We start from the raw sequence: 25,010 nt of genomic DNA on the forward strand, positions 1-25,010 counted from the left end.
CACGGCGCGCGTTCATGGGAGGTGGCTATCGGTTTGCTATCGTCACCGAGTGAGTATCGAGCAGTCCTGCGCGCCGGAACCCTCGGACGCGGGAACGAGCAGTACGGCGGGGGTCGTCGCGGCCGTCGTCAACCGACCCGACCACGTGACGCCGCGCACCCTGGATGAGGTTGCGGCCCGGCTTCCGAGCGCACGTGTGACGGGGTCGGCGACCGTGACGGGGATCTCGCTGACGACCGCGTCGACTCGTGCGGGCGACCTCTTCCTCGCCCAGCCGGGAGCGCGCACCCACGGCGCACGCTTCGTGGCGGACGCGGTCGCCGCCGGCGCCGCCGCGGTGCTCACGGATGCCGAGGGAGCCGCGATCATCGCGGAGACACCCGGCCTGGACCAGCTCGCCCGCATCGTCGTCGACGAGCACCCGCGCCGGTTCCTCGGTGCGCTCGCCGCCTGGTTCTACGGGTATCCCGCGCAGGCGCTGAAGACGATCGGCATCACCGGCACGCAGGGGAAGACCTCGACGACCTATCTCGTGGACGCCGCGCGCGGCTCGGTCCGCAGCGGCGTGATCGGTTCGATGGGGACCCGCATCGACGGCGTCGCGGTGCCCTCCACGCTGACGACCCCGGAAGCTCCGCAGATGCAGGCCCTCTTGGCTCTCATGCGCGAGCGCGGGGTCGAGGTGGTGTCGTCGGAGGTGTCCAGCCACGCCATCACGATGAATCGGGTCGCCGGGCTCCACTTCGACGTCGGCGTGTTCCTCAACCTCGGTCACGACCACCGCGACTTCCACGGCACGCAGGAGGCCTACCTCCTGGCCAAGCGCGAGCTGCTGACGAGCGCGATGTCGGGTGTCGGCCTGGTGAACGTCGACGACCGCGCCGGCCGTCGCCTGCACGCCGATCCCGAGCTGCACACGCAGTCGTATTCGGTCACGGGCCGAGAGGCGGACTGGCGGGCGGTCGACGTCGAGCTCGGCCTGCACGGATCCTCCTTCACGGTCGTGGGGCCCGAGGGGCAGTCGGCCCGCTTCACGACGCCGATGGTCGGCGAGTTCAGCGTCAGCAACATCGTCGCCGCCGTGGCGGCGCTCGACATCGTCGGGCATCCGCTGTCGGCGTCGGTCGCGGGCATCGCGACGTTCACCGGCGTCGAGGGCCGTGTGCAGTTCGTGCCGGTCGACGCGCCCTTCCAGGTCGTCATCGACGCCGGTCACAAGCCCGAGGCGATCAACGCCCTGCTGCGCGCCATGCGCCCGCTCACTCCGGCGCGGATCATCACGGTGATCGGCTCCAACGGCAACCGCGACATGCACAAGCGGCCTCTCATGGGCCGGTTCGCGGCGATGGCCTCGGACATCGTGATCGTCACCGACGACAACCCGGCCGACGAGGATCCCGCGACGATCCGCCGTGCGGTGGTCGCGGGCACCCGGGGCTCGCACGCACAGGTCTTCGACGTCGCGGGACGCGCCGAGGCGATCCACAAGGCGGTCGAGCTGGCGGAGGAGGGGGACCTGATCGCGATCGTCGGCAAGGGCGACGAGCGTCACCAGATCGTGCGCGACGGCGTGATCGTTCCGCACAGCGACCCCGACGAGGTCGAGTGGGCCCTGCAGCGGCGGCGTGCCGCCGCGGCGGCCGCGGCATCCGAGGGCTGACCGTCCGGCGGTCGTCCGGCGTCGGGGGAGTGCCTCAGGGGCAGTGCATGAGGGGCTTCGGGCCGCTGCGGTCGAACGTGTGCCGCGACATCGGCGCCCCGCACAGCGGGCACGCGCGCTCGGTGCGGGCGGGCTCCGGCTCGACGTCGTAGGGGCCCACCGAGGCCGGTCCCGCGAAACGGATCAGGCGCGTGTTGAGGTACGTGTACCAGCCGCCGGCCTCGCGGACCCGCTCGCGCAGCGGAGGGCGATCCGGATCGTTTCGTGTCATGAAGATTAGTGTACTAACGATTCGACTAGACTGGCGGCGTGGATTCTCGCGACGACCTCCTGAAGCTGGAGAACCAGCTCTGCTTCGCGCTCGTGACGGCGGCCCGCAACGTCGTCTCGATCTATCGGCCCGTGCTCGAGCCCCTCGGCCTGACGCATCCCCAGTACCTCGTGATGCTCGCGCTGTGGGAGAGCTCGCCGCGCTCGCTGAGCGCGCTGGCCGACGAGCTCGCGATGGAGCCCGCGACGCTCTCGCCGCTCGTCAAGCGTCTGGAGGCGCAGGGCAGGGTCTCGCGCACGCGCCGGGCGGATGACGAGCGCGTCCTCGAGATCGCGCTCACGGCCGAGGGGCGTGCCCTGCGCACCGAAGCCCTCGACGTTCCCGGGCAGATCATGGCACGGGTGGGGGTCGACGCCACCGAGCTCGCGGCGCTCCGCGACGGTCTCGCGCCGTTCGCGGGGCGTCGGATCGACTGAGCCGGCTACGCCGACAGCGCACGTCGGATCCGGTGTCGGAGGCCCCACCTAGACTTGTGCGGTGCCCATCGTCCCTGTCGCCTCGTCGAAACTCAGCGTCCGCGGAGCCCGCGTCCACAACCTCAAGAACGTCGATCTGGACATCCCTCGGGACGCCCTCGTCGTCTTCACCGGGCTGTCGGGTTCGGGCAAATCGAGCCTCGCGTTCGACACGATCTTCGCGGAGGGTCAGCGCCGCTACGTCGAGTCGCTCAGCGCGTACGCGCGTCAGTTCCTCGGCCAGGTCGACCGTCCCGACGTCGATTTCATCGAGGGCTTGAGCCCCGCCGTCTCCATCGACCAGAAGTCGACCAACCGCAACCCCCGCTCGACCGTGGGCACGATCACCGAGATCCACGACTACATGCGCCTGCTCTGGGCGCGCATCGGCATCCCGCACTGTCCCGAGTGCGGCGCGCAGATCCAGCGGCAGACGGTGCAGCAGATCGCCGATCAGCTGATGGAGCTGCCGGAGCGCACGCGCTACCAGATCGTGGCGCCCGTCGTCTCGCAGAAGAAGGGCGAGTTCGTCGACCTCTTCAAGGAGCTGTCGGCCAAGGGCTACGCGCGCGCCGTCGTCGACGGCGACCTCATCCAGCTCGCCGAGCCGCCCACCCTCAAGAAGAGCTACAAGCACGACATCGCGGTCGTCGTCGACCGCCTCGTCGCGAGTCCCGACATCCTGGGCCGCATCACCGACTCGGTCGAGACGGCCCTCGGGCTGGCCGGCGGCATCGTCCAGGTCAACTTCGTCGACGAGGAGGGCGATGACGCCTGGGTGAGCTTCAGCGAGAAGCTCGCCTGTCCGAACGGCCACCCCCTGCAGCTCACGGAGATCGAACCGCGCACGTTCTCCTTCAACGCGCCCTTCGGCGCCTGCCCGGCGTGCTCCGGGCTCGGCACCCGGATGTCGGTCGACGTCGAGCTCATGCTCGGTGACGAGGACCTCTCGATCAACGAGGGCGTCATCATCCCGTGGACCACGCAGGGCAAGGGCCTCTACCAGTACTACGAGCGACTGCTCGTGGGTCTCGCCGACGACCTCGACTTCTCCCTCGACACCCCCTGGCGCGACCTCTCGACCGACGTGCAGGACGCGATCCTGCGCGGCGAGAACTACAAGGTCACCGTGAAGTGGCGCAACCGCTACGGCCGCGAGATGCGCTACTCCTCGGGCTTCGAGGGCGTGGTGCCGTACATCGAGCGGCAGTACACCCAGGCCGAGACCGACACGCAGCGTCAGCGGTGGGCGGAGTACCTGCGCGAGGTGCCCTGCCCCGTCTGCCACGGCGACCGGCTCAAGCCCGAGGTGCTCGCCGTGCTCGTGCACGACCGCTCGATCGCCGACGCCTCGCGGATGAGCCTCGCGGAGGCGCAGGACTACTTCTCGCAGCTCGAGCTGACCGATCGTGAGGCCAAGATCGCCGCGGCCGTGCTGCGGGAGATCCGCGCCCGGCTGGACTTCCTGGTCCAGGTCGGACTGAACTACCTGAGCCTGGGCCGATCGGCCGGGTCGCTGTCGGGCGGCGAGGCGCAGCGCATCCGTCTCGCCACCCAGATCGGGTCGGGGCTGACCGGCGTCCTGTACGTCCTCGACGAGCCGTCGATCGGTCTGCACCAGCGCGACAACCGGCGCCTGATCGAGACCCTGGTCCGCCTGAAAGACCTGGGCAACACGCTGATCGTCGTCGAGCACGACGAGGAGACGGTCCACGCCTCGGACTGGGTCGTCGACATCGGACCGCGCGCCGGTGTGGACGGCGGCGAGGTCGTGCACTCCGGCCCCCTGGCCTCCCTGCTCGAGGAGGAACGATCCCTCACCGGCGCCTACCTGAGCGGCCGTCGGGCGATCGCGACCCCCAAGAAGCGCCGCAAGATCGACAAGAAACGGATGCTGACCGTCGTCGGCGCGCGCGAGAACAACCTCCAGAACGTGACCGCGGAGTTCCCGCTCGGCGTCCTCACGGCGGTCACCGGCGTCAGCGGCTCCGGCAAGTCGACGCTGGTCAACGGCATCCTCTACGAGGTGCTGGCCACCAAGCTCAACGGCGCGCGTCGCGTGGCGGGCAAGCACACCCGCGTGACCGGGCTCGACAACCTCGACAAGGTCGTGCACGTCGACCAGGCGCCGATCGGCCGCACCCCGCGCTCGAACCCGGCGACCTACACGGGCGTCTTCGACCGCATCCGGACGCTGTTCAGCGAGACCCCCGAGGCGAAGGCCCGGGGCTACCAGCCGGGCCGGTTCAGCTTCAACGTCAAGGGCGGACGCTGCGAGGCGTGCTCCGGCGACGGCACGATCAAGATCGAGATGAACTTCCTGCCCGACGTCTACGTCGACTGCGAGGTCTGCCACGGCAAGCGGTACAACCGCGACACGCTCGCGGTGCACTACAAGGGCAAGAACATCGCCGAGGTGCTGGAGATGCCCATCTCCGAGGCCGCGGAGTTCTTCGAGCCCATCCAGGCCATCCACCGCTTCCTGAAGACCCTCGTCGACGTCGGCCTCGGATACGTACGGCTGGGGCAGTCGGCCACCACCCTCTCCGGCGGTGAGGCGCAGCGGGTCAAGCTCGCCACCGAGCTCCAGCGGCGCTCGAACGGCCGCAGCATCTACGTGCTCGACGAGCCCACGACCGGACTGCACTTCGAGGACGTGTCGCGCCTGCTGCAGGTGCTCGGCGGGCTCGTCGACAAGGGCAACACGGTCGTCGTCATCGAGCACAACCTCGACGTGATCAAGTCGGCCGACTGGATCATCGACCTGGGGCCCGAGGGCGGATCGGGCGGCGGTCGCATCGTCGCCACGGGCACGCCCGAGCAGGTGGCCGACGTCGAGGAGAGTCACACCGGCGCCTTCCTCGCGGAGATCCTGGCATCCGAGCGCGAGCGGGCCGGCGCCGCGGCGAAGGCTCGGGGGCCGGTGCGGAAGGCGGGCTGAGGTGGCGTCCGACCTGCCGTACAAGCCGCGGCCGGGAGAGATCCCGACCCAGCCCGGCGTGTACCGGTTCCGCGACGCCGACGGCCGCGTGCTGTACGTCGGCAAGGCGAAGAACCTCCGGGCGCGGCTGTCGAACTACTTCGCCCCACTGCACACCCTCCACGAGCGCACGCGCCGGATGGTGCTGACCGCGGCATCCGTGGAGTGGACCGTCGTCGCCAGCGACGTCGAGTCGTTGCAGCTCGAGTACATGTGGATCCAGGAGTTCTCGCCTCCGTTCAACGTGCGCTATAAGGACGACAAGTCCTACCCGTACATGGCGATCACGCTGGCCGACGAGGCGCCCCGCGTCATCGTGACCCGCAATCGGCGCATCCCCGGAGCGCGCTACTTCGGGCCGTATCCGAAGGTGTGGGCGGTGCACGACACCATCGATCTGATGATCAAGGTGTTCCCGATCCGCACCTGCTCCGACGCCTCGTACAAGAAGGCGATGGCCACCGGGCGGCCGTGCTTCCCCGGGCAGATCGGTCGGTGCGGGGGCCCCTGCTCGATGAAGGTGACGATCGAGGAGCACCGGGCGATCGTCGACGACTTCGTCGCGTTCATGTCCGGCGGAGACCAGCGGTTCGCGCGCGAGCTGACCGCCCGCATGCGCGAGGCCTCGGCGGAGATGGACTACGAGTCCGCGGCGCTCTACCGCGATCGTCTCCAGGCGATCGACGCCGTCCTCAGCCGCAGCTCGCTCGTGCTCGCGGAGGACACGGACGCCGACCTGTTCGGCATCGCCGAAGACGAGTTGTCGGCGGCCGTGCAGCACTTCGTCGTGCGCGGCGGCCGGGTGCGGGGTGTGCGCGCCACGACGATCGACAAGGAGCTCGACATCTCGGGCGCCGACCTCGTCGACCAGGTGGTGCAGCGCACCTACGGCTCCGCGACGGCGGCGGACATCCCGCGGCAGGTGCTGGTGCCGACGCTGCCCGACGACGCCGCCGACCTCGAACAGTGGCTGCAGGAGCGTCGGGGCAAGCGGGTCACCCTCCAGGTCGCGCAGCGCGGTCGCAAGGCCGATCTCATGCGCACGGCGACGCTCAACGCGCAGCAGGCGCTCCTGCTGCACAAGACCCGCCGCACGTCCGACTACACGGCGCGCACGAAGGCGCTCACCGATCTGCAGATCGCGCTCGGGATGGACGAGGCGCCGCTGCGCATCGAATGCTACGACGTGTCGCACCTGTCCGGCACGAACGTGGTCGCCTCCATGGTCGTCTTCGAGGACGGTCTGCCGAGGAAGGACCAGTACCGATCGTTCGGCGTTCCCGAGACCACGGACGACACCGACTCGCTCTACCAGGTGCTGACCCGTCGGCTCGCCCACATCGACCGCGACGAGGCGCTGCCGGATGCCGCCACGGTCGCCGTGGAGGGCGACCCGGACGCCGATCCGGACGCCCCCGTCGTCACGGAGCGCAAGCGTCCGCGCTTCGCCTACCGCCCGCAGCTGCTCGTGGTCGACGGCGGCGCGCCGCAGGTCGCGGCGGCGGCGCGGGCGCTCGAGGATGCCGGGCACACCGAGATCGCCCTGTGCGGCATCGCGAAGCGGCTCGAGGAGATCTGGCTGCCGGGGGAGGACTACCCCGTGATCCTGCCGCGCACCTCCGAGGCGCTCTACCTCCTGCAGCGCCTGCGAGACGAGGCCCATCGCTTCGCGATCACGCACCAGCGCAAGCGTCGCAAGCGCGACATCTCGACCGTGCTCGGTGAGGTGCCGGGACTCGGTGACGCGCGCATCAAGGCCCTGCTGCGTCACTTCGGCTCCGTCACCGCGCTGAGCGCCGCGACGGCCGACGAGATGACCGCCCTACCCGGCATCGGGCCGAAGCTCGCGGCGGCGATCGAGCAGCGCCTCGCGAATCGATAGGCTGTTCGTATCCGGATCGGCATGCGATCAGTCCTGGGGAGTGCACGTGGCAGATGACCAGCCCGCCGGCGAGGTGCTGATCGTCACGGGCATGTCCGGTGCCGGTCGCACGACCGCGGCCAACGCCCTCGAAGACCTCGACTGGTACGTCGTCGACAACCTCCCGCCCCAGATGCTGGGGCCGCTGCTCGAACTCACCGAGATGGCCGGCGGGGCGCTGCCGAAGCTCGCGGCGGTCGTCGATGTGCGCGGCCGCGACCTCTTCCAGGCGTTGCCGGCGGTCACCAGCGCCCTGCGCGCGGGTCGTCAGCTGCGCGTGTTGTTCCTCGACGCGGGCGACGACGTGCTCGTGCGCCGATTCGAGTCCGTCCGGCGCCCGCATCCGCTGCAGGGCGACGGCACGATCCTCGACGGCATCCAGCGCGAGCGCGAGCGGCTGGCGGTCATCCGCGAGAGCGCCGACGTCATCATCGACACGAGCGCGATGAACATCCACCAGCTGGCGAACCGCGTCGTCGACCTCTTCAGCGAGGAGGGCGCGGCGCGGCACACGATCACCGTCATGAGCTTCGGTTTCAAGTACGGCCTCCCCACCGACGTCGATCTCGTCGCCGACATGCGCTTTCTGCCGAACCCGTTCTGGATCCCGGAGCTGAAGGGGCACACCGGCGAGGAGGAGCCCGTGCGCGACTACGTGCTCGCGCAGGAGGGCGCGCGCGAGTTCATCGACGCGTACGCGACGGCCCTGCGCCCCGTCCTCGCGGGCTACCAGCGCGAGAACAAGCGCCACTCCGTTCTCGCCGTCGGGTGCACGGGCGGCAAGCACCGCTCGGTCGTGACGGCGATCGAGCTGGCCGACCGCCTGTCGCAGGTGCCGGGTGTGGCCGTACGGGTGAAGCATCGCGACCTCGGTCGCGAGTAGGCTGGATGTTTGTCCCCGCCCCCCGAACGAAGGATCGCCGTGTCGCCGACCGTTGACGTGAAGTCCGAGCTGGCCGCGGTCCGCGACCCTCGTCCCACGGCGCGGGTGGCCGAACTCACCGCGATCCTGCGCTTCTCCGGCGGCCTGCACTCGATCGCGGGACGCGTGGCCGTGGAGGCCGAGCTCGAGACGGATCCGCTCGCCCGTCGCGTCGCTCGCGACATCATGGAGCTGTACGGCGTGCGCCCCGAGCTGCACCGCGTGCAGGCCTCGGGCGGCCGCGCCGGCGGGCACTTCGCCGTGCGCGTCATCGAGGGCGGCGAGACCCTCGCCCGACAGACGGGACTGCTCGACGCGCGCCGTCGCCCGGTGCGCGGCCTGCCCAACAAGCTCACCACGGGGGCGCGCCACGACCTCGCGGCGGTCTGGCGCGGCGCGTTCCTGGCCAGCGGCACCCTCTCCGACCCCGGACGCTCGGCGGCGCTCGAGATCGCCTGCCCCTCGGGCGAGGCGGCCATGGCGCTCGTCGGCGCCGGCCATCGCATCGGCATCGCGGCGAAGGCCCGCGAGGTCCGCGGCGTTCCCCGGGTCGTCGTCCGCGACGGAGAGGCGATCCGAATCGCCCTGGCCGAGATGGGTGCCGTGCGCACCGCCCAGGCCTGGGAGGAGATGCGTCAGCGCCGCGAGGTGCGCGCCGGCGTCAACCGTCTGGTCAACTTCGACGATGCCAACCTGCGTCGTTCCGCGCAGGCGGCCGTCGCGGCCTGCGCCCGCGTCGAGCGCGCACTGGAGATCCTGGGAGACGACGTCCCCGAGCATCTGCGCGAGGCGGGGGAGCTGCGGCTGTCCCACCGCGACGCGAGCCTCGACGAGCTCGGCCACCACGCCGACCCCCCGCTGACGAAGGATGCCGTCGCCGGCCGGATCCGGCGTCTGCTCGCGATGGCCGACAAGAAGGCCGTGAGCACCGGCATCCCCGGTACGGACTCCGCCGTGCCCGAGGGCCTCGAGGACTGACCCCCGCGTCACGGGGCGCGTGCGCGGCGGTACACGTCGGTCGCGGTGGGAACAACCCCCTGCCGGCAGCGTTGCACCTCAATAGGATGGCAATGTCCCATCGCCGCAGCGCAGTTGCGGCGCCGACGACAGGAAGAAGAGAACATGGCGATCTACACGCTGCCCGACCTCCCCTACGACTTCGCAGCCCTCGAACCGCACATCAGCGGCAAGATCATGCAGCTCCACCACGACAAGCACCACCAGGCGTACGTCACGGGAGCCAACACGGCGCTCGAGCAGCTGGCGGAGGCCCGCGAGAGCGGCAACCTGGCCAACGTGAACAAGCTCGAGAAGGACCTCGCGTTCAACCTCGGCGGCCACGTCAACCACTCGATCTTCTGGACCAACCTGGCGCCCGCGAACGACGGCGGCGGCGGACAGCCGGAGGGCGAGCTGAAGGCCGCGATCGAGGAGTTCTTCGGCGGCTTCGAGAAGTTCCAGGCGCACTTCACGGCCGCCGCGACCGGCATCCAGGGCTCCGGCTGGGCGGTGCTGAGCTGGGACCCGATCGGCGAGCAGCTGATCATCCAGCAGCTCTTCGACCAGCAGTCCAACACGGCGCAGGGCACCATCCCGATCTTCCAGCTCGACATGTGGGAGCACGCCTTCTACCTCGACTACCTCAACGTCAAGGCGGACTACGTCAAGGCCGTGTGGAACATCGCGAACTGGGGCAACGTCGCAGAGCGCTTTTCGACGGCGCGCGAGAAGACGGCCGGACTGCTCAAGTAGTAGTCTCATGACCAGGTGAGGATGCCGGGTCCCTCCCGGCGACGGGCAGGTGACCCGGCATCCTTTTTCCTTCACACACCAAGTTCGCGACTGGCGCGTCGAAACGCCGTCGCCGTCGCGACATGAACCGGGAGACAACGTGTCTGTCAAGATCGGAATCAACGGCTTCGGCCGTATCGGCCGCAACTTCCTCCGTGCCGCGCTCGAGCAGGGGGCTGACCTCGACATCGTGGCGGTGAACGACCTCACCGACAACAAGACCCTCGCCCACCTGCTGAAGTACGACTCCGTCGGCGGCCGCCTCGACGCGGAGGTCTCGTACGACGCCGACTCCATCACCGTCAACGGCAAGGCCATCAAGGTCTTCGAAGAGCGCGACCCGGCGAACCTCCCCTGGGGCGAGCTCGGTGTCGACATCGTCATCGAGTCGACCGGCCGCTTCACCAAGGCCGCCGACGCCAAGAAGCACCTCGACGGCGGCGCCAAGAAGGTCATCATCTCGGCTCCCGGCACGGATGTCGACGGCACCTTCGTCATGGGCGTCAACGACGGCGAGTACGACTCGGCGACGATGAACATCATCTCCAACGCGTCGTGCACCACGAACTGCCTCGCGCCGCTGGCCAAGGTCTTCAACGACAACTTCGGCATCGAGCGCGGCTTCATGATGACCGCGCACGCCTACACGGCCGACCAGAACCTGCAGGACGGCCCGCACAGCGACCTGCACCGTGCGCGCGCCGCCGCGATCAACATCGTCCCGGCCTCGACGGGTGCCGCCAAGGCCATCGGCCTCGTGCTGCCCGAGCTCAACGGCAAGCTGAGCGGCTCGTCGTACCGCGTGCCGGTTCCCACCGGCTCGATCGTCGACCTCACGATCATCACGCCCACCGAGGGCCTGACCGCCGAGGTCATCAACGCGGCCTACAAGAAGGCTGCCGCGGAGGGTGAGCTCGTCGGCTACCTCAAGTACAACGAGGACGCCATCGTCTCCAGCGACATCCAGCTCGACCCGCACTCGTCGGTGTTCGACGCGGGCCAGACGAACGTCTCGGGCAACCTCGTCAAGGTCTCGTCGTGGTACGACAACGAGTGGGGCTACTCGAACCGCCTCGTCGACCTCACCGAGCTCGTCGCCGACAAGCTCTGAGGCTTCGCCATGGCTTTGCGCACCCTTGCATCCCTCGGGTCGCTGGCCGGTAAGCGCGTCATCGTCCGTGTTGACTTCAACGTCCCTCTGAAGGACGGCGTCATCACGGACGATGGCCGTATCCGGGCGGCTCTTCCGACCCTCAACGAGCTCATCAACCAGGGGGCGCGGGTCATCGCGTGCTCCCACCTCGGACGCCCCGACGGCGCGCCCGACGCCAAGTACAGCCTCGAGCCGGTCGCCCAGCGGCTGTCGGAGCTGCTCGGAAAGCCGGTCGTGTTCGCGCGCGACACGGTGGGCACCTCCGCACAGGAGGCCGTCGCGGCCCTCGAGGACGGCGATGTCACCGTCATCGAGAACCTGCGGTTCAACCCGGGGGAGACGGCGAAGGACGACGCCGAGCGTCGTGCGTTCGCGGAGGAGCTCGCCGCTCTGGGCGACGCCCTCGTCTCCGACGGCTTCGGAGTCGTCCACCGCAAGCAGGCGTCGGTCTACGACCTCGCCGAGCTGCTGCCCTCCGCGGCCGGGTACCTCATCGAGAAGGAGGTCGACGTCCTCGACCGCCTGACCGAGAACCCCGAGCGTCCCTACGCCGTCGTGCTCGGCGGCTCCAAGGTGAGCGACAAGCTGGGTGTCATCGCACACCTGCTCCCGCGCGCGGACAAGATCCTCGTCGGCGGCGGCATGCTCTTCACCTTCCTCGCGGCCCAGAGTCACAAGGTCGGCAAGAGCCTGCTCGAGACCGACCAGATCGAGACCGTGAAGGGCTACATCGCGGATGCCGCCGCGCGCGGCGTCGAGCTGATCCTCCCGGTCGACGCGGTCATGGCCTCGGGCTTCGCGGCCGACGCCGACCACGTGGTCGCTGCCGCCGACGCGCTGGAGGACACCCCCTTCGGCGCCGACGGCATGGGCCTGGACATCGGTCCGCGCACGGCGGAGATCTTCGCCGACGCGATCCGCAGCGCGAAGACCGTGTTCTGGAACGGCCCGATGGGCGTGTTCGAGATGCCGGCGTTCGCTGCCGGCACCAAGACGGTCGCCCAGGCGCTCACCGAGGTCGACGGCCTGTCCGTCGTCGGCGGTGGCGACTCGGCCGCGGCCGTGCGTCAGCTCGGTTTCGCGGACGACCAGTTCGGTCACATCTCGACCGGCGGCGGCGCGAGCCTGGAGTTCCTGGAGGGCAAGAAGCTCCCCGGGCTGGAGATCCTCGGATGGGAGAGCTGATGGCGCGCACACCGCTCATCGCCGGCAACTGGAAGATGAACCTCGACCACCTGCAGGCGGTCGCGTTCGTGCAGAAGCTGCACTGGACGTTGAAGGACGCCGGACACGAGGACGGCTCGGTGGAGGTCGCGGTCTTCCCGCCCTTCACCGACATCCGCACCGTGCAGACGCTGCTGGACGCCGACAAGATCCCCTTCGCGCTCGGCGCGCAGGACCTGTCGACGCACGACTCCGGCGCCTACACCGGAGAGGTGTCCGGCGCGTTCCTGAGCAAGCTGGCCTGCCGCTACGTCATCATCGGGCACTCCGAGCGTCGCGAGTACCACCACGAGAGCGACGCCATCGTCGCCGCCAAGGTGCAGGCTGCGCTCAAGCACGGTCTGGTCCCCGTCATCTGCGTGGGCGAGACGCTCGAGCAGCGCGAGGAGTCGGGGCCGACGGCCGTGTCCGTCGCTCAGCTGCGGGCCGCGCTGGAAGGCGTGCCGGCCGATGCCGACATCGTCGTGGCGTACGAGCCCGTGTGGGCCATCGGCACCGGACAGGTGGCGTCTCCCGAGCAGGCTCAGGAGGTGTGCGTCGCGCTGCGCGGCGTGCTCGCCGAGGTGCTCGGCGCGGATGCCGCCGCTCGCACGCGCGTGCTGTACGGCGGGTCGGTGAAGTCGGGCAACATCGCCAGCTTCATGCGCGAGCCCGACGTCGACGGCGCGCTGGTGGGTGGTGCAAGCCTCGTCGCGGACGAGTTCGCGGCCATCATCCGCTACCAGAAGCACGTCGGCGTCTGACGCCGTCCGACGCGCTGCGCTCTGCGTTTCGACGCGCTGCGCTCTGCGTTTCGACTCGCTTCGCTCGCTCAACGACCGGGGGAGAGGCTCCGGTCGTTGAGCGAGCACCGCAGGCGCGAGCCGAAACGCAGGTATACTCGACCCTTGTGCGCCCGACGACGCGGGCGCCGCGAAAGGCTTCATCGACTGTGGACATCCTCGAGTTCGTGCTGCAGGTGCTGCTGGGCATCACCAGCCTCCTGCTGACCCTCCTGATCCTGCTGCACAAGGGGCGCGGCGGCGGTCTGTCGGACATGTTCGGCGGCGGCATGAGCTCTGCTCTCGGGTCGTCCGGTCTCGCTGAGCGCAACCTGAACCGCTTCACGGTCGTGCTCGCACTCGTCTGGTTCGTCGCGATCGTCGCGCTCGGACTCATCACCAAGTTCCAGGGGCTCTGATGGCAACGGGCGGAAACGCTATTCGCGGCACTCGTGTGGGTGCCGGTCCGATGGGTGAGCAGGACCACGGTCACCACGCCGACCGTATCGCCGTGTCGTATTGGGACGCGCTCGGCAACGAGACCGTGCGCTACTTCGCCGCGGGCATCGCCGAGGAGGAGATCCCCGAGGTCATCGACTCCCCGCACTCCGGGCTTCCCGCGGGCCGCGACAAGGAGAATCCTCCGGCGCTCGCGAAGACCGAGCCCTACAAGACGCATCTCGCGTACGTGAAGGAGCGTCGCACCGAGGAAGAGGCCGACGCCCTCCTCGACGACGCCCTCCAGCAGCTGCGCGAGCGCCGCGGCCAGGCCTGATCGCGGCGGCAGCCGCCGCCGACGCGTCCGCGAGGACGGCGTCCGCTCAGAAGTCCTGGTCGATCAGTTCGGCGGGCACGTTCGCAGCGGCGGCGTCGTCGACGAAGAACACCGTCTTCTTGCGCCCCTTCGCCCCGGCGGCGGGCACCGTCTCGTAGCTGGCGCCGGCGAGGGCGAGGCCCAGGGCCGCCGCCTTGTCTGTGCCCGAGACGACCAGCCATACGCAGCGTGCCGAGTTGATCACCGGTCGCGTCATCGTGACACGCACCGCCGGCGGCTTCGGCGCGTCGCGTACGGCCACCGCGGTGCGGTCGGTCACCTGGATCTCGCCGCGGTCGGGGAACAGCGAGGCGATGTGACCGTCGGAGCCGACCCCGAGGAAGCACACATAGAACTCTGGCCACGCGTGCTCGTCGGTGCCGAAGCGCGCGAGCTCGTCGGCGTACGCGGATGCCGCGGCATCCGCGTCGGGAGCGTCGCCGCTCGCCGCGATCGCGTGCACGTTCGCCGCGGGGACGTCGATGCGCGCGAGGAGCGCCTCCCGCGCTGCGCGCTCGTGGCGCTCGGGATCGTCGGCCGCCGCGAAGACCTCATCGCCCCACCAGACGTGCACGTGCGACCAGTCCACGTCCGCCCGTCGGGGGCTCGCGCCGGCCGCACGCAGCACGGCGGTGCCGATCTGACCGCCGGCGAGGGCGATGTGGGTGGTCTTGCCGGCCGCCGAGCGGCGCGCCAGGCGCGCCAGCAGGCGGTCGGCGACGGCGGCGGCGAGCGTCGGAGCGTCCGGACTGATCACGACCCGTTTCTCGGTCCACATCTGCGCCATCGGAACTCCTAGGACTCGGTCGTGGTCGGGGGCCCCAGCAGCTCCCAGCCCTCCGTGATCACTCGACCATACAGGAGGTCGGGATCGAGCCGACGCAGCTCCTCGGCGAGGCATTCGCGGAGCGTGCGGCGCGGCAGGACGATGTCGTGCGAGGGCTGTCCGGGTTGCGTCAGCGTCGCGTCGATGTCGTTCGTCCGCTCGAGGACGATGTCTCCCGTCGCGCGCACGAGACGCACCTTCTGGATGCCGTGCTCCCACTCCTCGGGGGCCGAATAACGCCACTGCACGGGGACGTCGAGCTTCAGCCGCAGCCACGCGGCGAGCAGCCCCGTCGAGGGCGAGCTGCCGGCGCCGACGACCTCCACGGCCGTCACCGGCTCGTAGGGCGGCTGGTCGAGCACGGCGGCGAGCTGCTCGCGCCAGTGCGTGAGCCGGGTCCAGGCGAGGTCCGTGTCTCCGGGTGCGTACGAGGGCCCGAGACGCGAGAGACGATCCTTCGCGTAGGGCTTGGTCGACGCATCCGTGATGCGCCGCTGCGCCATCCGGCCGATGTCGGACGCCGCAGGCTCGGCGGGCGGGAAGTCGGGCCACCAGGCGACGACCGGGGCGTCGGGCAGCAGCAGACCCGTGACGAGTCCCTCCTGGTTGGTCGCGACGTCGCCGCGGGCGCGCAGCACGACCACCTCGCTGGCCCCGGCATCCCCGCCGACGCGGATCTGCGCGTCGAGCTTGGCGTCGCCCTCGGGGTCGGCGATGAGCACGATGACGCGCATCGGGTGCTCACGGGAGGCGTCGTTCGCGGCCTCGATGGCCTCCTCGTGCAGGCCGTGGGTCGTCACGATCACGAGCGTCAGCACGCGGCCGAGCGCGACCGCGCCACCCTCCTCCCGCACGCTCACGAGCGAGCGGGCGATCTTCGACACGGTGGTGTCGGGCAGGTCGACGATCACGGGCGCCTCCAGACGCGGCCATCACGGGCCAGGAGTTCATCGGCGGACGGGGGGCCCCACGAACCGGGGGAGTACTGCTCGAGAGGTCCGCCCTGCTGGGTCCAGTACTCCTCGACCGGGTCGAGGATCTTCCAGGAGAGCTCGACCTCCTCGTGGCGCGGGAACAGCGGCGGGTCGCCGAGCAGGACGTCGAGGATGAGGCGCTCGTACGCCTCCGGGCTCGACTCGGTGAACGCGTGGCCGTAGCCGAAGTCCATCGTGACGTCGCGCACCTCGTTGCCCGCGCCCGGCACCTTCGATCCGAACCGGATCGTCACGCCCTCGTCGGGCTGCACCCGGATGACGAGCGCGTTCTGGCCGAGCTCGAGCGTCTGGTTGCGCTGGAAGAGCAGCTGCGGGGCGCGCTTGAAGACGACGGCGATCTCCGTGACGCGGCGCCCGAGGCGCTTGCCCGTGCGCAGGTAGAACGGCACTCCCGCCCAGCGGCGCGTGCCGATCTCGAGCTTGATGGCGGCGTAGGTCTCGGTGGTCGAGGCGGGGTTCATGCCGTCCTCCTCGAGGAAGGCGGTGACCTTCTCGCCACCCTGCCAGCCGCCGCCGTACTGCCCGCGGGCGGTGGCGGTCGACAGGTCCTCCGGCAGCCGGACGGCGGCCAGCACCTTCTCCTTCTCGGCGCGCAGGTCCTTCGCGTCCATCGAGATCGGCTCCTCCATGGCGGTCAGCGCCAGCAGCTGCAGGAGGTGGTTCTGGATGACGTCGCGTGCCGCGCCGATGCCGTCGTAGTAGCCCGCGCGGCCGCCGACGCCGATGTCCTCGGCCATCGTGATCTGCACGTGGTCGACGTAGTTGGCGTTCCAGATCGGCTCGTACAGCTCGTTGGCGAAGCGCAGCGCGAGGATGTTCTGCACCGTCTCCTTGCCGAGGTAGTGGTCGATGCGGAAGATCGAGTCGGCCGGGAAGGCGACCTCGAGCGCGGCGTTCAGCTCACGCGCCGTCTGCAGGTCGCTGCCGAACGGCTTCTCGATGACGACGCGACGCCACGCGTCGGGGTTGTTGGACCGGTCGTCGACCAGTCCGGAGTCCTTCAGTTGCTTCGCGACGATGGGGAAGTCGCGCGGCGGGATCGAGAGGTAGAACGCGTGGTTGCCCATGGTGCCGCGTTCGACGTCGAGCTTCTCGACCGTCTCGCGCAGCCGGCGGAACGCGTCGTCGTCGCCGAACTCGCCGGAGACGAAGCGGATGCCCTGCAGCAGCTGCTTCCACGTCTCCTCACGGAACGGCGTGCGCGCGTGCTGGCGGACGGCGTCGTGGACGACGTTCGCGAAGTCCTGGTCCTCCCAGTCGCGGCGCGCGAAGCCGACGAGGGCGAACCCCGGCGGCAGGAGCCCGCGATTGGCGAGGTCGTAGACGGCGGGCATGAGCTTCTTGCGCGACAAGTCGCCCGTCACGCCGAAGATCACGAGCGCGCTCGGTCCGGCGATGCGATTCAGGCGTCGGTCATCGGGGTCGCGGAGCGGGTTGTGCTCGCGCGAGATCTCGGCAGTCATCGGGAAAAGACTCCTCCTGGGCCGCGGCTACTGCGCGGCCTCGAACAGCGAAAGCACCTCGACCTGAGGGTCGGTCAGGGTGAGGGTGACCACCGGTCGTCCGTGCGCGACGAGCACGTCGGCGTCGCCGGCCGCCTGAGCGGCGATCAACTGACCGAACGTGAAGGGGCGGCCCGGTATTTCCAGATCCACCTCTCCGGCGCCGATGATCTGCAGGAACACGCCGTTCGCCGGCCCGCCCTTGTGATACTGACCCGTGGAGTGCAGGAACCGGGGACCCCAGCCGAAGGTCGTCGGACGCCCGCTGTCGGCGGCGATGAGCTCGCGGATGCCGGCGAGCTGCGGAACCGCGGTGCGGTCCGCGTACGCCTGGATCGCGACATAGCCGTCGGCGCCGAGCCGCGCCCACAGCGCGTCGAGGACGCCGGCGAGCGTGCCGGAGGCGGCGAGGGCGGGGTCGGACACGCGCACCTCGACGCCGTCGACGGTGAACGCGGGTGCGCCGATGTCGGGCCGCGTCTCGAGCAGACCGCGCGCGGCCGCCTTCGCCGACTCGACATCGGGCTGATCGAACGGATCGATGCCCAGCATGCGGCCCGCGATCGCGGTCGCGTACTCCCAGACGACGAACTGCGCGCCGAGCGAACCGCTGACGAGCACCTCGTCGGGGTGCTGCTCGATGAGGCGGAAGTGCACCGCGTCGTCGACGAGGCGCACGATCTGCAGATCGGCGGGCGTGCGGTCGACCTCGGGCGACACCGGCAGCAGGACGACCGGCAGGATGCCGGTTCCGTTCTTGCCGGTGGACTCGGCGACGAGCTGCTCGATCCAGTCGGGCAGACCCACGATGTGCGTGCCGTCGCTGACGAGCCCCATCTTGTCGCGGCGCGGATCGCCGCCGGCGATCGCCGCGGCGAGGGTGAGCGCCGGGTTGCGCGGGTCGTCGATGGCGACCTCGAGCAGGGTGGCCTCGGCCTCGTCGAGCAGTTCGGCGATGTCGGCGCCGGCCAGTCCCGACGGCACGAGGCCGAACGCGGTGAGGGCGGAGTACCGCCCGCCCACGTTCGGGTCGGCCGTGAAGACGCGGTAGCCCGACGTGCGCGCGGACTGCTCGAGCGGGGAACCGGGGTCGGTGACGACGACGATCCGCTCGGCGGGGTCGATCCCGAGATCGGACCAGGCGGCCTCGAACGCGCGTCGCGCCGAGTCGGTCTCGATCGTGGAACCCGACTTGGAGGCCACGACCAGCACGGTCCGCTCCAGGCCGCCGCTCTCGGCGTCGCCGTCGATCGCGGCGAGCACCTGGGCGGGATCGGTCGAATCGAGGATCACGAGGGGCACACCGGCCGTCCGCGTGATGACCTCGGGGGCCAGCGAGGATCCGCCCATCCCGGCGAGGACGATGCGCGTGAGCCCGCGGGCGACGAAGTCCTCCCGCAGGGCGGCGATCTCGGGCAGCAGCGGCCGCGAGACGCTCACGGCCTCGACCCAGCCGAGACGCACGGCGGCTTCGGCTGCGGCATCCGGACCCCAGAGATCGGGGTCCCCCGCGGTGATCCCGCTCGCGACCAGGCTGTCGACCAGACCCGGCAGCGTCTGCGCGACGACGTCCTTGACGTGTCCCGAGACGTGGATCTCGAAACTCACCGGCTGGTCTCCGGGGCCTCGGCCAGCGCCTCGGCGACCGTCTTCTTCAGGTCCTGCCACGAGGCGATGAACTTGGCGACGCCCTCGTCCTCGAGCGTCTGGGTGACATCGGTGATGTCGACGCCGAGGTCGGCCAGCTGCGCGAAGACGAGATGCGCGTCCTCGTAGGCGCCCGTGACGGTGTCGCCCGTGACGACGCCGTGGTCGAAGGTCGCCTCGAGGGTCTTCTCCGGCATCGTGTTGACGGTGCCCGGGGCCACGAGTTCCGTGACGTAGAGCGTGTCGGGCAGCGCCGGGTCCTTGACGCCCGTCGAGGCCCACAGCGGGCGCTGGACGGTGGCGCCGGCGGAGACCAGCTCCTGCGCGCGCGGCGCGGAGAACTTCTTCTCGAACAGCTCGTAGGCGAGGCGGGCGTTGGCCAGGCCCGCGCGGCTCTTGAGCGCCTCGGCGTCTTCGCTCTCGAACGCCGACAGACGCTTGTCGACCTCGGTGTCCACGCGGGACACGAAGAAGGAGGCGACCGAGTGGATGCCGGACAGGTCGTGACCGTTCGCCGCGGCCTGCTCCAGGCCGGCCAGGTAGGCGTCGATGACCTCTTCGTACCGCTCGAGCGAGAAGATCAGCGTCACGTTGACGGAGATGCCCTCGGCGATCACCGCGGTGATGGCGGGCAGGCCCGCCTTCGTCGCGGGGATCTTGATGAGCGCGTTGGGCCGATCGACCTTGGCCCAGAGCTTCTTGGCCTCGGCGATCGTGCCGTCGGTGTCGTGGGCGAGATCGGGGGAGACCTCGATCGACACGCGCCCGTCGACGCCGCCCGTGGCGTCGTAGACACCGCGGAAGATGTCGGCCGCGTCGCGGACGTCGGTCGTGGTCAGCTCGAAGATCGCGGTGTCCACGTCGGCGCCCGAGGAAGCGAGCGCGGCCAGCGGGGCGTCGTACGAGTCGTCGTCCTGGTTGCCGATGGCCGCCTGGAAGATCGAGGGGTTCGTCGTCACGCCGGAGACGTTGCGCGTGTCGATCAGCTGGGCGAGGTTGCCCGAGTCGATGCGCGTGCGGGAGAGGTCGTCGAGCCAGATACTGACGCCGGCGTCGACGAGCTGCTGGGTCGGGGTCGGGGTGCTCATGCGTTCTCCTTGACGGTTGCGCGGGCCGCTTCCACGACCGCGTCGGCGGTGATGCCGAACTTCTCGAACAGGGTCTTGTAGTCGGCCGAGGCGCCGAAGTGGTCGATGCCGACCGTGCGGCCGCTGTCGCCGACGATGCTGCGCCACAGCGGCGTGGAACCGGCCTCGACGGAGACGCGCGCCTTCACGGCGCTCGGCAGCACGGACTCGCGGTAGGCGGCATCCTGCTCGGCGAACCACTCCAGCGACGGAGCCGAGACGACGCGGGCGCGGATGCCGTCGGCGGCGAGCGTCTCTCGCGCCGCGACGGCCAGCTGCACCTCGGAACCGGTCGCGATGAGGATCACGTCGGGCTCGCCGCCCTCGGCGTCGATCAGCACGTAGGCGCCCTTGGCGACGCCGTCGGTCGTGGCGAAGCCCGCCTCGCCGCGCGGGAACACCGGGATGTTCTGTCGCGTCAGGGCGATGCCCACCGGACCGCCGCTGGTGCGGCGCACGATCTCGTGCCAGGCCGCGGACGTCTCATTGGCGTCGGCGGGGCGCACCACCGTGAAGTTCGGGATGAGGCGCAGCGTCGACAGCTGCTCGATCGGCTGGTGCGTCGGGCCGTCCTCGCCGAGGGCGACGGAGTCGTGGGTCCAGACGAAGATCGACGGGATGTCCATCAGCGCGGCCAGGCGCACCGGGGGGCGCATGTAGTCGCTGAAGATCAGGAACGTGCCGCCGAAGGGACGCGTGGGTCCGTGCAGCTTGATGCCGTTGACGATCGCGCCCATCGCGTGCTCGCGGATGCCGAAGTGCAGCACGCGGCCGTAGGGGTCGCCCGACCACTCGTGCGTGGACCACTCGGCGGGGATGAACGACTTCGCGTCCTTGATGGTCGTGAGGTTCGACTCCGCGAGGTCGGCGGAACCGCCCCACAGCTCGGGCAGCTGCGCCGCGAGGGCGTTGATGACCTGACCCGACGCCGCGCGGGTGGACACCTCCTTGCCCGACTCGAAGCTCGGCACCGAGAGGTCGGCGGGCAGCTCGCCCGCCTCGAGGCGGTCCAGCAGCGCCTTGCGCTCGGGGTTGGCGGCGGCCCAGGCGTCGAAGTCGGCCTGCCAGGCGGCGCGCGCCTCGGCGGCGCGGTCGCGCAGGGCGCGGGTGTGCGCGATGACGTCGTCGGCGACGACGAAGGACTTCTCGGGGTCGAAGCCCAGCACCTTCTTCGTCGCGGCGAGCTCGTCGGCGCCGAGGGCGGAGCCGTGGATCTTGCCCGTGTTCTGCTTGCCGGGCGACGGCCAGCCGATGATGGTCTTCAGGATGACGAGCGACGGCTTGTCGGTCTCGCCCTTGGCCGCCTCGATGGCGGCGTACAGCTCGGCGACGTCCTCGACGTACTCGCCGGTCTTCTTCCAGTCGACGGTCTGCACGTGCCAGCCGTAGGCCTCGTAGCGCGCCGCGACGTCCTCGGTGAAGGCGACGTTGGTGTCGTCCTCGATCGAGATCTGGTTGGAGTCGTAGATCGCGATCAGGTTGCCGAGGTTCTGGTGGCCGGCGAGGCTCGAGGCCTCGCTGGTCACGCCCTCCTGCAGGTCGCCGTCGCCGGCGATCACGTACACGAAGTGGTCGAAGGGGCTCGTGCCCGCTGCGGCCTCGGGGTCGAACAGGCCGCGCTCGTAGCGAGCCGCGTAGGCGAAGCCGACGGCGGAGGACAGGCCCTGCCCGAGCGGGCCGGTCGTGATCTCCACGCCCTTCGTGTGTCCGTACTCGGGGTGGCCCGGGGTCAGCGATCCCCACGTGCGCAGCGCCTCGAGGTCGGAGAGCTCGAGGCCGAAGCCGCCGAGGTAGAGCTGCACGTACTGCGTGAGCGAGGAGTGACCGGCGGAGAGGATGAAGCGGTCCCTGCCCAGCCAGTGGGTGTCGGAGGGATCGTGGCGCAGGACGCGCTGATAGAGCAGGTACGCGGCCGGCGCAAGGCTCATCGCCGTGCCGGGGTGGCCGTTGCCCACCTTCTCGACCGCATCCGCGGCCAGCACGCGAGCGGTGTCCACCGCGCGCCGATCGATCTCATCCCAAGCCAGTTCCGACACGTGGTGCCCTTTCGAAAAGAGGGGGAGTGCGTCCGACACTCGAACCGGCCTCGGCGACGTCGGTCGCACCCTGCCGGCGCTCGGCGACGCCTGTGATTTCAGCTTAGCGAAGAGGCATGGGCCCGAAGCCCCGTATGTCATCCGTGACAATCCCGACCTGACCTCATTGTTCAACATAGTGAATCATGTCCAGTGGAGTGGATGCAAGGGTGGGGAGAGCGTGACCTAGACTGGGTTCTACCGAGAAAGGGGATCCGGGGCATGGTGCAGTCGAGCGTGTCCGCCGTGAGCGACCCCATCGCGCGGCAGGCCGTCGGTCGGAAGATCCGCGCCTACGTGACCCTCACGAAGCCTCGCGTGCTCGAGCTGCTGCTCGTGACGACCGTGCCGGTCATGATCCTCGCCCAGGGCGGGATGCCGGACCTCTGGCTCGTCCTCGCCACCGTCGTCGGCGGCGCGATGAGCGCGGGGTCGGCGGCGACCTTCAACATGTACCTGGATCGCGACATCGACGCCCACATGCGACGCACCGAGAACCGGCCGCTCGTCACCGGTGAGGTGTCTCCGCGCGGAGCGCTGATCTTCGCCTGGACGCTGGCCGTCGCCTCCACGGTGTGGCTGCTGGTCACGACGAACGCGCTCGCGGCCGCGCTCAGCGCCGTCGCCATCTTCTTCTACGTGGTGATCTACACGATCCTGCTCAAGCGGCGCACCGAGCAGAACATCGTCTGGGGCGGGATCGCGGGCTGCTTCCCCGTGCTCATCGGATGGTCGGCCGTCACGGGCTCGCTGACCTGGACGCCCTTCATCCTCTTCCTGCTGGTGTTCCTGTGGACGCCTCCGCACTACTGGCCGCTCTCGATGAAGTACAAGGGCGACTACCAGGAGGCGGACGTGCCGATGCTGGGCGCGACCCGCGACGGCCTCCAGGTGGGCCTGCAGGTCATCCTCTATGCCTGGGCGACGGTGGCCTCCTCGCTGCTGCTCATCCCCGTCGCGGGGATGGGGCTCGTCTACACGGCGTCCGCACTCGTGTTCGGCGGCTGGTTCATCGTCGAGTCCCACGTGCTGTACAACCGCGCCGTCCGGGGCGAGCAGATCCGTCCGATGCGCGTCTTCCACGCGTCGATCACGTATCTCACGCTGCTGTTCGTCGCGATCGCGATCGATCCGCTGCTGCCGTTCTGATCCCCGAGGGCGCGGGCGGCGCCGGCACGTGTGCGTGCACACGCGAGAAGGCGCCGGCCCCCGTGGGGTACCGGCGCCTTCTCGATGACGCGGTGCGGGCGGATCAGACCGCGGGGCGGTCGGTACCGGCGTCGACGGTCTCGACGGGCGCGGACGCGACCGTCTCCGTCGCGGGGACGGACTCGACGACCTCGACGACCTCGATCTCCTCGGCGGCGACGACGGGCTCGATCTCGGTGCGACGCACGAGAGCGCCCAGCGTGCCGAGCGTGAGGGCCAGCGCGAGTCCGATGAGTCCGGCGCCGATGAGGATCGCGCCGAGCACGGCCCAGATCTGACCGGCGTAGACCTCGACGCCGGTCGCGGTGCCGTCGGTGAGGGTGTTCGCCATGATCGTGAGCTTGTCGACGAGCAGGTACACGCCGCCGCCGATGGCGACGACCGAACCGCCCACGAGCACCCAGAACGGGATGCTGCGGTTCACACGGGCGGTGTTGGGCATGGGAAAGCTCCTTCTGTCACGTCACCGCACGCGCGGCGACAGATCGACTATCTGCGAACCACCAGGGGAGGAGTGATGCGCGGGCTATGAGGTCGCTGTGGACCGCACGCCGTCAGCCAGCATGGCACGGGGAGCCTTCAGGTGCAGCACCACGGCCGTCATCGCCGCCACGAGGCAGACGGCGAGCACCATGTGGATGTTGACCAGCACGATCGGCAGACCCGTGCGGGCCTGCCAGAGCCCGATCGCGATCTGCACGAGCTCCACGCCCAGCAGCAGCCCCGTCCACAGCGGCAGGCGCAGGACGCGCGGCATCCGGAAGGACCAGGCGAAGAGCACGATCGTCAGGGCGAACAGGGTGTAGGCCGGCCAGCTGTGCACGTGCTGCCAGAAGATCGGGTCCAGACCGTTGCGGGCGGCCGCGTCGTCGCCCGCGTGCGGTCCCGAGCCGGTCAAGAGGATGCCGATCACGACCGTGATCAGCACGACCGCGCTGGTGACGTGGGTGAGGATCGCGTAGCCCCGGGCGACCGCGCGCTCCCGCGGCCCGGGTGTCGCGTACACGCGGACCACGTACGCGGCCGCGATCGCCACCAGGGCCGCCGACAGCAGGTAGTGCAGGCCCACGATGCTCGGGTGCAGGTGCAGCCACACGGTGATGCCGCCGATGACGGCCTGCAGGATGATGCCGATGCCGATGGCGAGCGTGAGGCGGGGCAGCTCGGGACGGGTGCGCCAGAGGCGCACGACGGAGAGGAAGGCGAGGAGGGCCACGATCACCAGCACGCCGGTGAGGGTGCGGTTGCCGAACTCGATGAGGCCGTGGATGCCGAGCTCCTGGGTCGGCACCAGCGACTCGGGGGTGCAGTACGGCCACGTCTCGCATCCCATCCCCGAGCCGGTGAGCCGCACGAGGCCACCGGTGCCGACGATGACGACGTTGCTGACGAGGACGAGCCAGGCCAGGACACGGGTGCTGCGTCCGACACGCGCGGGAAGGCGCGAGGCCAGCGAGCGGCCGGAGCCCGAACCGCTCGCGGTCGTCGGGGCGTCAGGAGCGGAGGTCTGCGGTGCGGACATGGTGGGGTCGCCTCCCGGATGCGTGCCCGAACGGGCGCCGGCCACGCCCGTGTCGGGGTGTTGCCTGTAGACTGAAGGGGTGGGAACAGCGGCGC

The 25,010-nt window shown here is 70.0% G+C and carries 22 protein-coding genes; 13 read left to right on the forward strand and 9 right to left on the reverse strand.

The window, feature by feature from the left end; translation table 11 throughout:
- The first annotated feature begins 49 nt into the window (after positions 1-49).
- Positions 50-1,660 carry a UDP-N-acetylmuramoyl-L-alanyl-D-glutamate--2,6-diaminopimelate ligase gene (locus tag AC6CQV_RS05120; RefSeq protein ID WP_498260455.1) on the forward strand — a complete coding sequence of 537 codons (1,611 nt, stop codon included), beginning with the start codon at positions 50-52 and terminating at the stop codon, positions 1,658-1,660.
- A 34-nt stretch (positions 1,661-1,694) separates the two neighbouring features.
- Here the strand turns inward: AC6CQV_RS05120 and AC6CQV_RS05125 are convergent, their stop codons facing one another.
- Positions 1,695-1,931 carry a hypothetical protein gene (locus AC6CQV_RS05125; RefSeq protein WP_498260456.1) on the reverse strand — a complete coding sequence of 79 codons (237 nt, stop codon included), beginning with the start codon at positions 1,929-1,931 and terminating at the stop codon, positions 1,695-1,697.
- Between the two features lie 38 nt (positions 1,932-1,969).
- Here AC6CQV_RS05125 and AC6CQV_RS05130 point away from each other — a divergent pair, with 38 nt between their 5' ends.
- The 11 genes from AC6CQV_RS05130 to AC6CQV_RS05180 all read left to right on the forward strand — a co-directional run bounded on the left by AC6CQV_RS05130 (position 1,970) and on the right by AC6CQV_RS05180 (position 13,973).
- Positions 1,970-2,407, forward strand: coding sequence for a MarR family winged helix-turn-helix transcriptional regulator (locus tag AC6CQV_RS05130; protein WP_101306459.1), 438 nt, complete (start codon positions 1,970-1,972; stop codon positions 2,405-2,407).
- 61 nt (positions 2,408-2,468) lie between these two features.
- A complete protein-coding gene (gene uvrA / locus AC6CQV_RS05135; protein WP_498260457.1) occupies positions 2,469-5,387 on the forward strand; it encodes an excinuclease ABC subunit UvrA in 2,919 nt (972 codons plus the stop codon).
- Position 5,388: 1 nt separating this feature from the next.
- Positions 5,389-7,308 (forward strand): excinuclease ABC subunit UvrC, encoded by a 1,920-nt coding sequence (gene uvrC, locus AC6CQV_RS05140; protein WP_060958710.1) that lies wholly within the window; start codon positions 5,389-5,391, stop codon positions 7,306-7,308.
- 91 nt (positions 7,309-7,399) lie between these two features.
- Positions 7,400-8,230, forward strand: a complete 831-nt coding sequence (rapZ, locus tag AC6CQV_RS05145) for an RNase adapter RapZ (RefSeq protein ID WP_498260685.1) — start codon at positions 7,400-7,402, stop codon at positions 8,228-8,230.
- Positions 8,231-8,269: 39 nt separating this feature from the next.
- Positions 8,270-9,247, forward strand: coding sequence for a DNA-binding protein WhiA (gene whiA, locus AC6CQV_RS05150; protein WP_060958709.1), 978 nt, complete (start codon positions 8,270-8,272; stop codon positions 9,245-9,247).
- Between the two features lie 144 nt (positions 9,248-9,391).
- A complete protein-coding gene (locus AC6CQV_RS05155) occupies positions 9,392-10,021 on the forward strand; it encodes a superoxide dismutase (RefSeq protein WP_498260458.1) in 630 nt (209 codons plus the stop codon).
- A gap of 139 nt (positions 10,022-10,160) precedes the next feature.
- The gene (gene gap, locus AC6CQV_RS05160) at positions 10,161-11,171 is read left to right on the forward strand and encodes a type I glyceraldehyde-3-phosphate dehydrogenase (RefSeq protein WP_060958707.1); all 1,011 of its coding nucleotides are present in this window, start codon (positions 10,161-10,163) and stop codon (positions 11,169-11,171) included.
- 9 nt (positions 11,172-11,180) lie between these two features.
- A complete protein-coding gene (locus AC6CQV_RS05165) occupies positions 11,181-12,398 on the forward strand; it encodes a phosphoglycerate kinase (RefSeq protein WP_498260459.1) in 1,218 nt (405 codons plus the stop codon).
- Positions 12,398-13,180 carry a triose-phosphate isomerase gene (gene tpiA / locus AC6CQV_RS05170; protein WP_223848940.1) on the forward strand — a complete coding sequence of 261 codons (783 nt, stop codon included), beginning with the start codon at positions 12,398-12,400 and terminating at the stop codon, positions 13,178-13,180. Before AC6CQV_RS05165 ends, tpiA begins: the two co-directional genes overlap by 1 nt.
- A gap of 188 nt (positions 13,181-13,368) precedes the next feature.
- Entirely contained in the window at positions 13,369-13,617 is a 249-nt protein-coding gene (gene secG / locus AC6CQV_RS05175; RefSeq protein ID WP_060958704.1) for a preprotein translocase subunit SecG, read from the forward strand.
- Positions 13,617-13,973 carry an RNA polymerase-binding protein RbpA gene (locus AC6CQV_RS05180; protein ID WP_060958703.1) on the forward strand — a complete coding sequence of 119 codons (357 nt, stop codon included), beginning with the start codon at positions 13,617-13,619 and terminating at the stop codon, positions 13,971-13,973. The genes secG and AC6CQV_RS05180 overlap by 1 nt, the downstream gene beginning before the upstream one ends.
- Positions 13,974-14,019: 46 nt before the next feature.
- Here the strand turns inward: AC6CQV_RS05180 and pgl are convergent, their stop codons facing one another.
- The 6 genes from pgl to tkt are packed head-to-tail and all read right to left on the reverse strand — an operon-like array spanning position 14,020 to position 22,145.
- A complete protein-coding gene (gene pgl, locus AC6CQV_RS05185; RefSeq protein ID WP_060958702.1) occupies positions 14,020-14,799 on the reverse strand; it encodes a 6-phosphogluconolactonase in 780 nt (259 codons plus the stop codon).
- 8 nt (positions 14,800-14,807) lie between these two features.
- Entirely contained in the window at positions 14,808-15,749 is a 942-nt protein-coding gene (locus AC6CQV_RS05190; protein WP_060958701.1) for a glucose-6-phosphate dehydrogenase assembly protein OpcA, read from the reverse strand.
- Positions 15,746-17,296: a glucose-6-phosphate dehydrogenase gene (gene zwf, locus AC6CQV_RS05195; RefSeq protein WP_060958700.1), complete on the reverse strand. Its 1,551-nt coding sequence runs from the start codon at positions 17,294-17,296 to the stop codon at positions 15,746-15,748. The genes AC6CQV_RS05190 and zwf overlap by 4 nt, the downstream gene beginning before the upstream one ends.
- A 27-nt stretch (positions 17,297-17,323) precedes the next feature.
- Positions 17,324-18,943: a phosphoglucose isomerase-related protein gene (locus AC6CQV_RS05200; protein ID WP_498260460.1), complete on the reverse strand. Its 1,620-nt coding sequence runs from the start codon at positions 18,941-18,943 to the stop codon at positions 17,324-17,326.
- On the reverse strand, positions 18,940-20,070 hold the full coding sequence (gene tal / locus AC6CQV_RS05205; protein WP_060958698.1) for a transaldolase: 1,131 nt from the start codon (positions 20,068-20,070) through the stop codon (positions 18,940-18,942). The genes AC6CQV_RS05200 and tal overlap by 4 nt, the downstream gene beginning before the upstream one ends.
- Positions 20,067-22,145 carry a transketolase gene (tkt, locus tag AC6CQV_RS05210; protein WP_498260461.1) on the reverse strand — a complete coding sequence of 693 codons (2,079 nt, stop codon included), beginning with the start codon at positions 22,143-22,145 and terminating at the stop codon, positions 20,067-20,069. The genes tal and tkt overlap by 4 nt, the downstream gene beginning before the upstream one ends.
- Before the next feature lie 261 nt (positions 22,146-22,406).
- On the opposite strand from tkt, the gene AC6CQV_RS05215 reads away from it, so the two are divergent.
- On the forward strand, positions 22,407-23,333 hold the full coding sequence (locus AC6CQV_RS05215; RefSeq protein WP_060958696.1) for a heme o synthase: 927 nt from the start codon (positions 22,407-22,409) through the stop codon (positions 23,331-23,333).
- Positions 23,334-23,436: 103 nt separating this feature from the next.
- On the opposite strand, the gene AC6CQV_RS05220 is transcribed toward AC6CQV_RS05215, so the two are convergent.
- Together AC6CQV_RS05220 and AC6CQV_RS05225 are read right to left on the reverse strand one after the other, a co-directional pair.
- The gene (locus AC6CQV_RS05220; protein WP_060958695.1) at positions 23,437-23,835 is read right to left on the reverse strand and encodes a hypothetical protein; all 399 of its coding nucleotides are present in this window, start codon (positions 23,833-23,835) and stop codon (positions 23,437-23,439) included.
- Positions 23,836-23,919: 84 nt separating this feature from the next.
- Positions 23,920-24,915, reverse strand: a complete 996-nt coding sequence (locus tag AC6CQV_RS05225) for a COX15/CtaA family protein (protein WP_498260462.1) — start codon at positions 24,913-24,915, stop codon at positions 23,920-23,922.
- Between the last annotated feature and the right edge of the window lie 95 nt (positions 24,916-25,010).

Source organism: Microbacterium sp. EG9 (assembly GCF_059759475.1).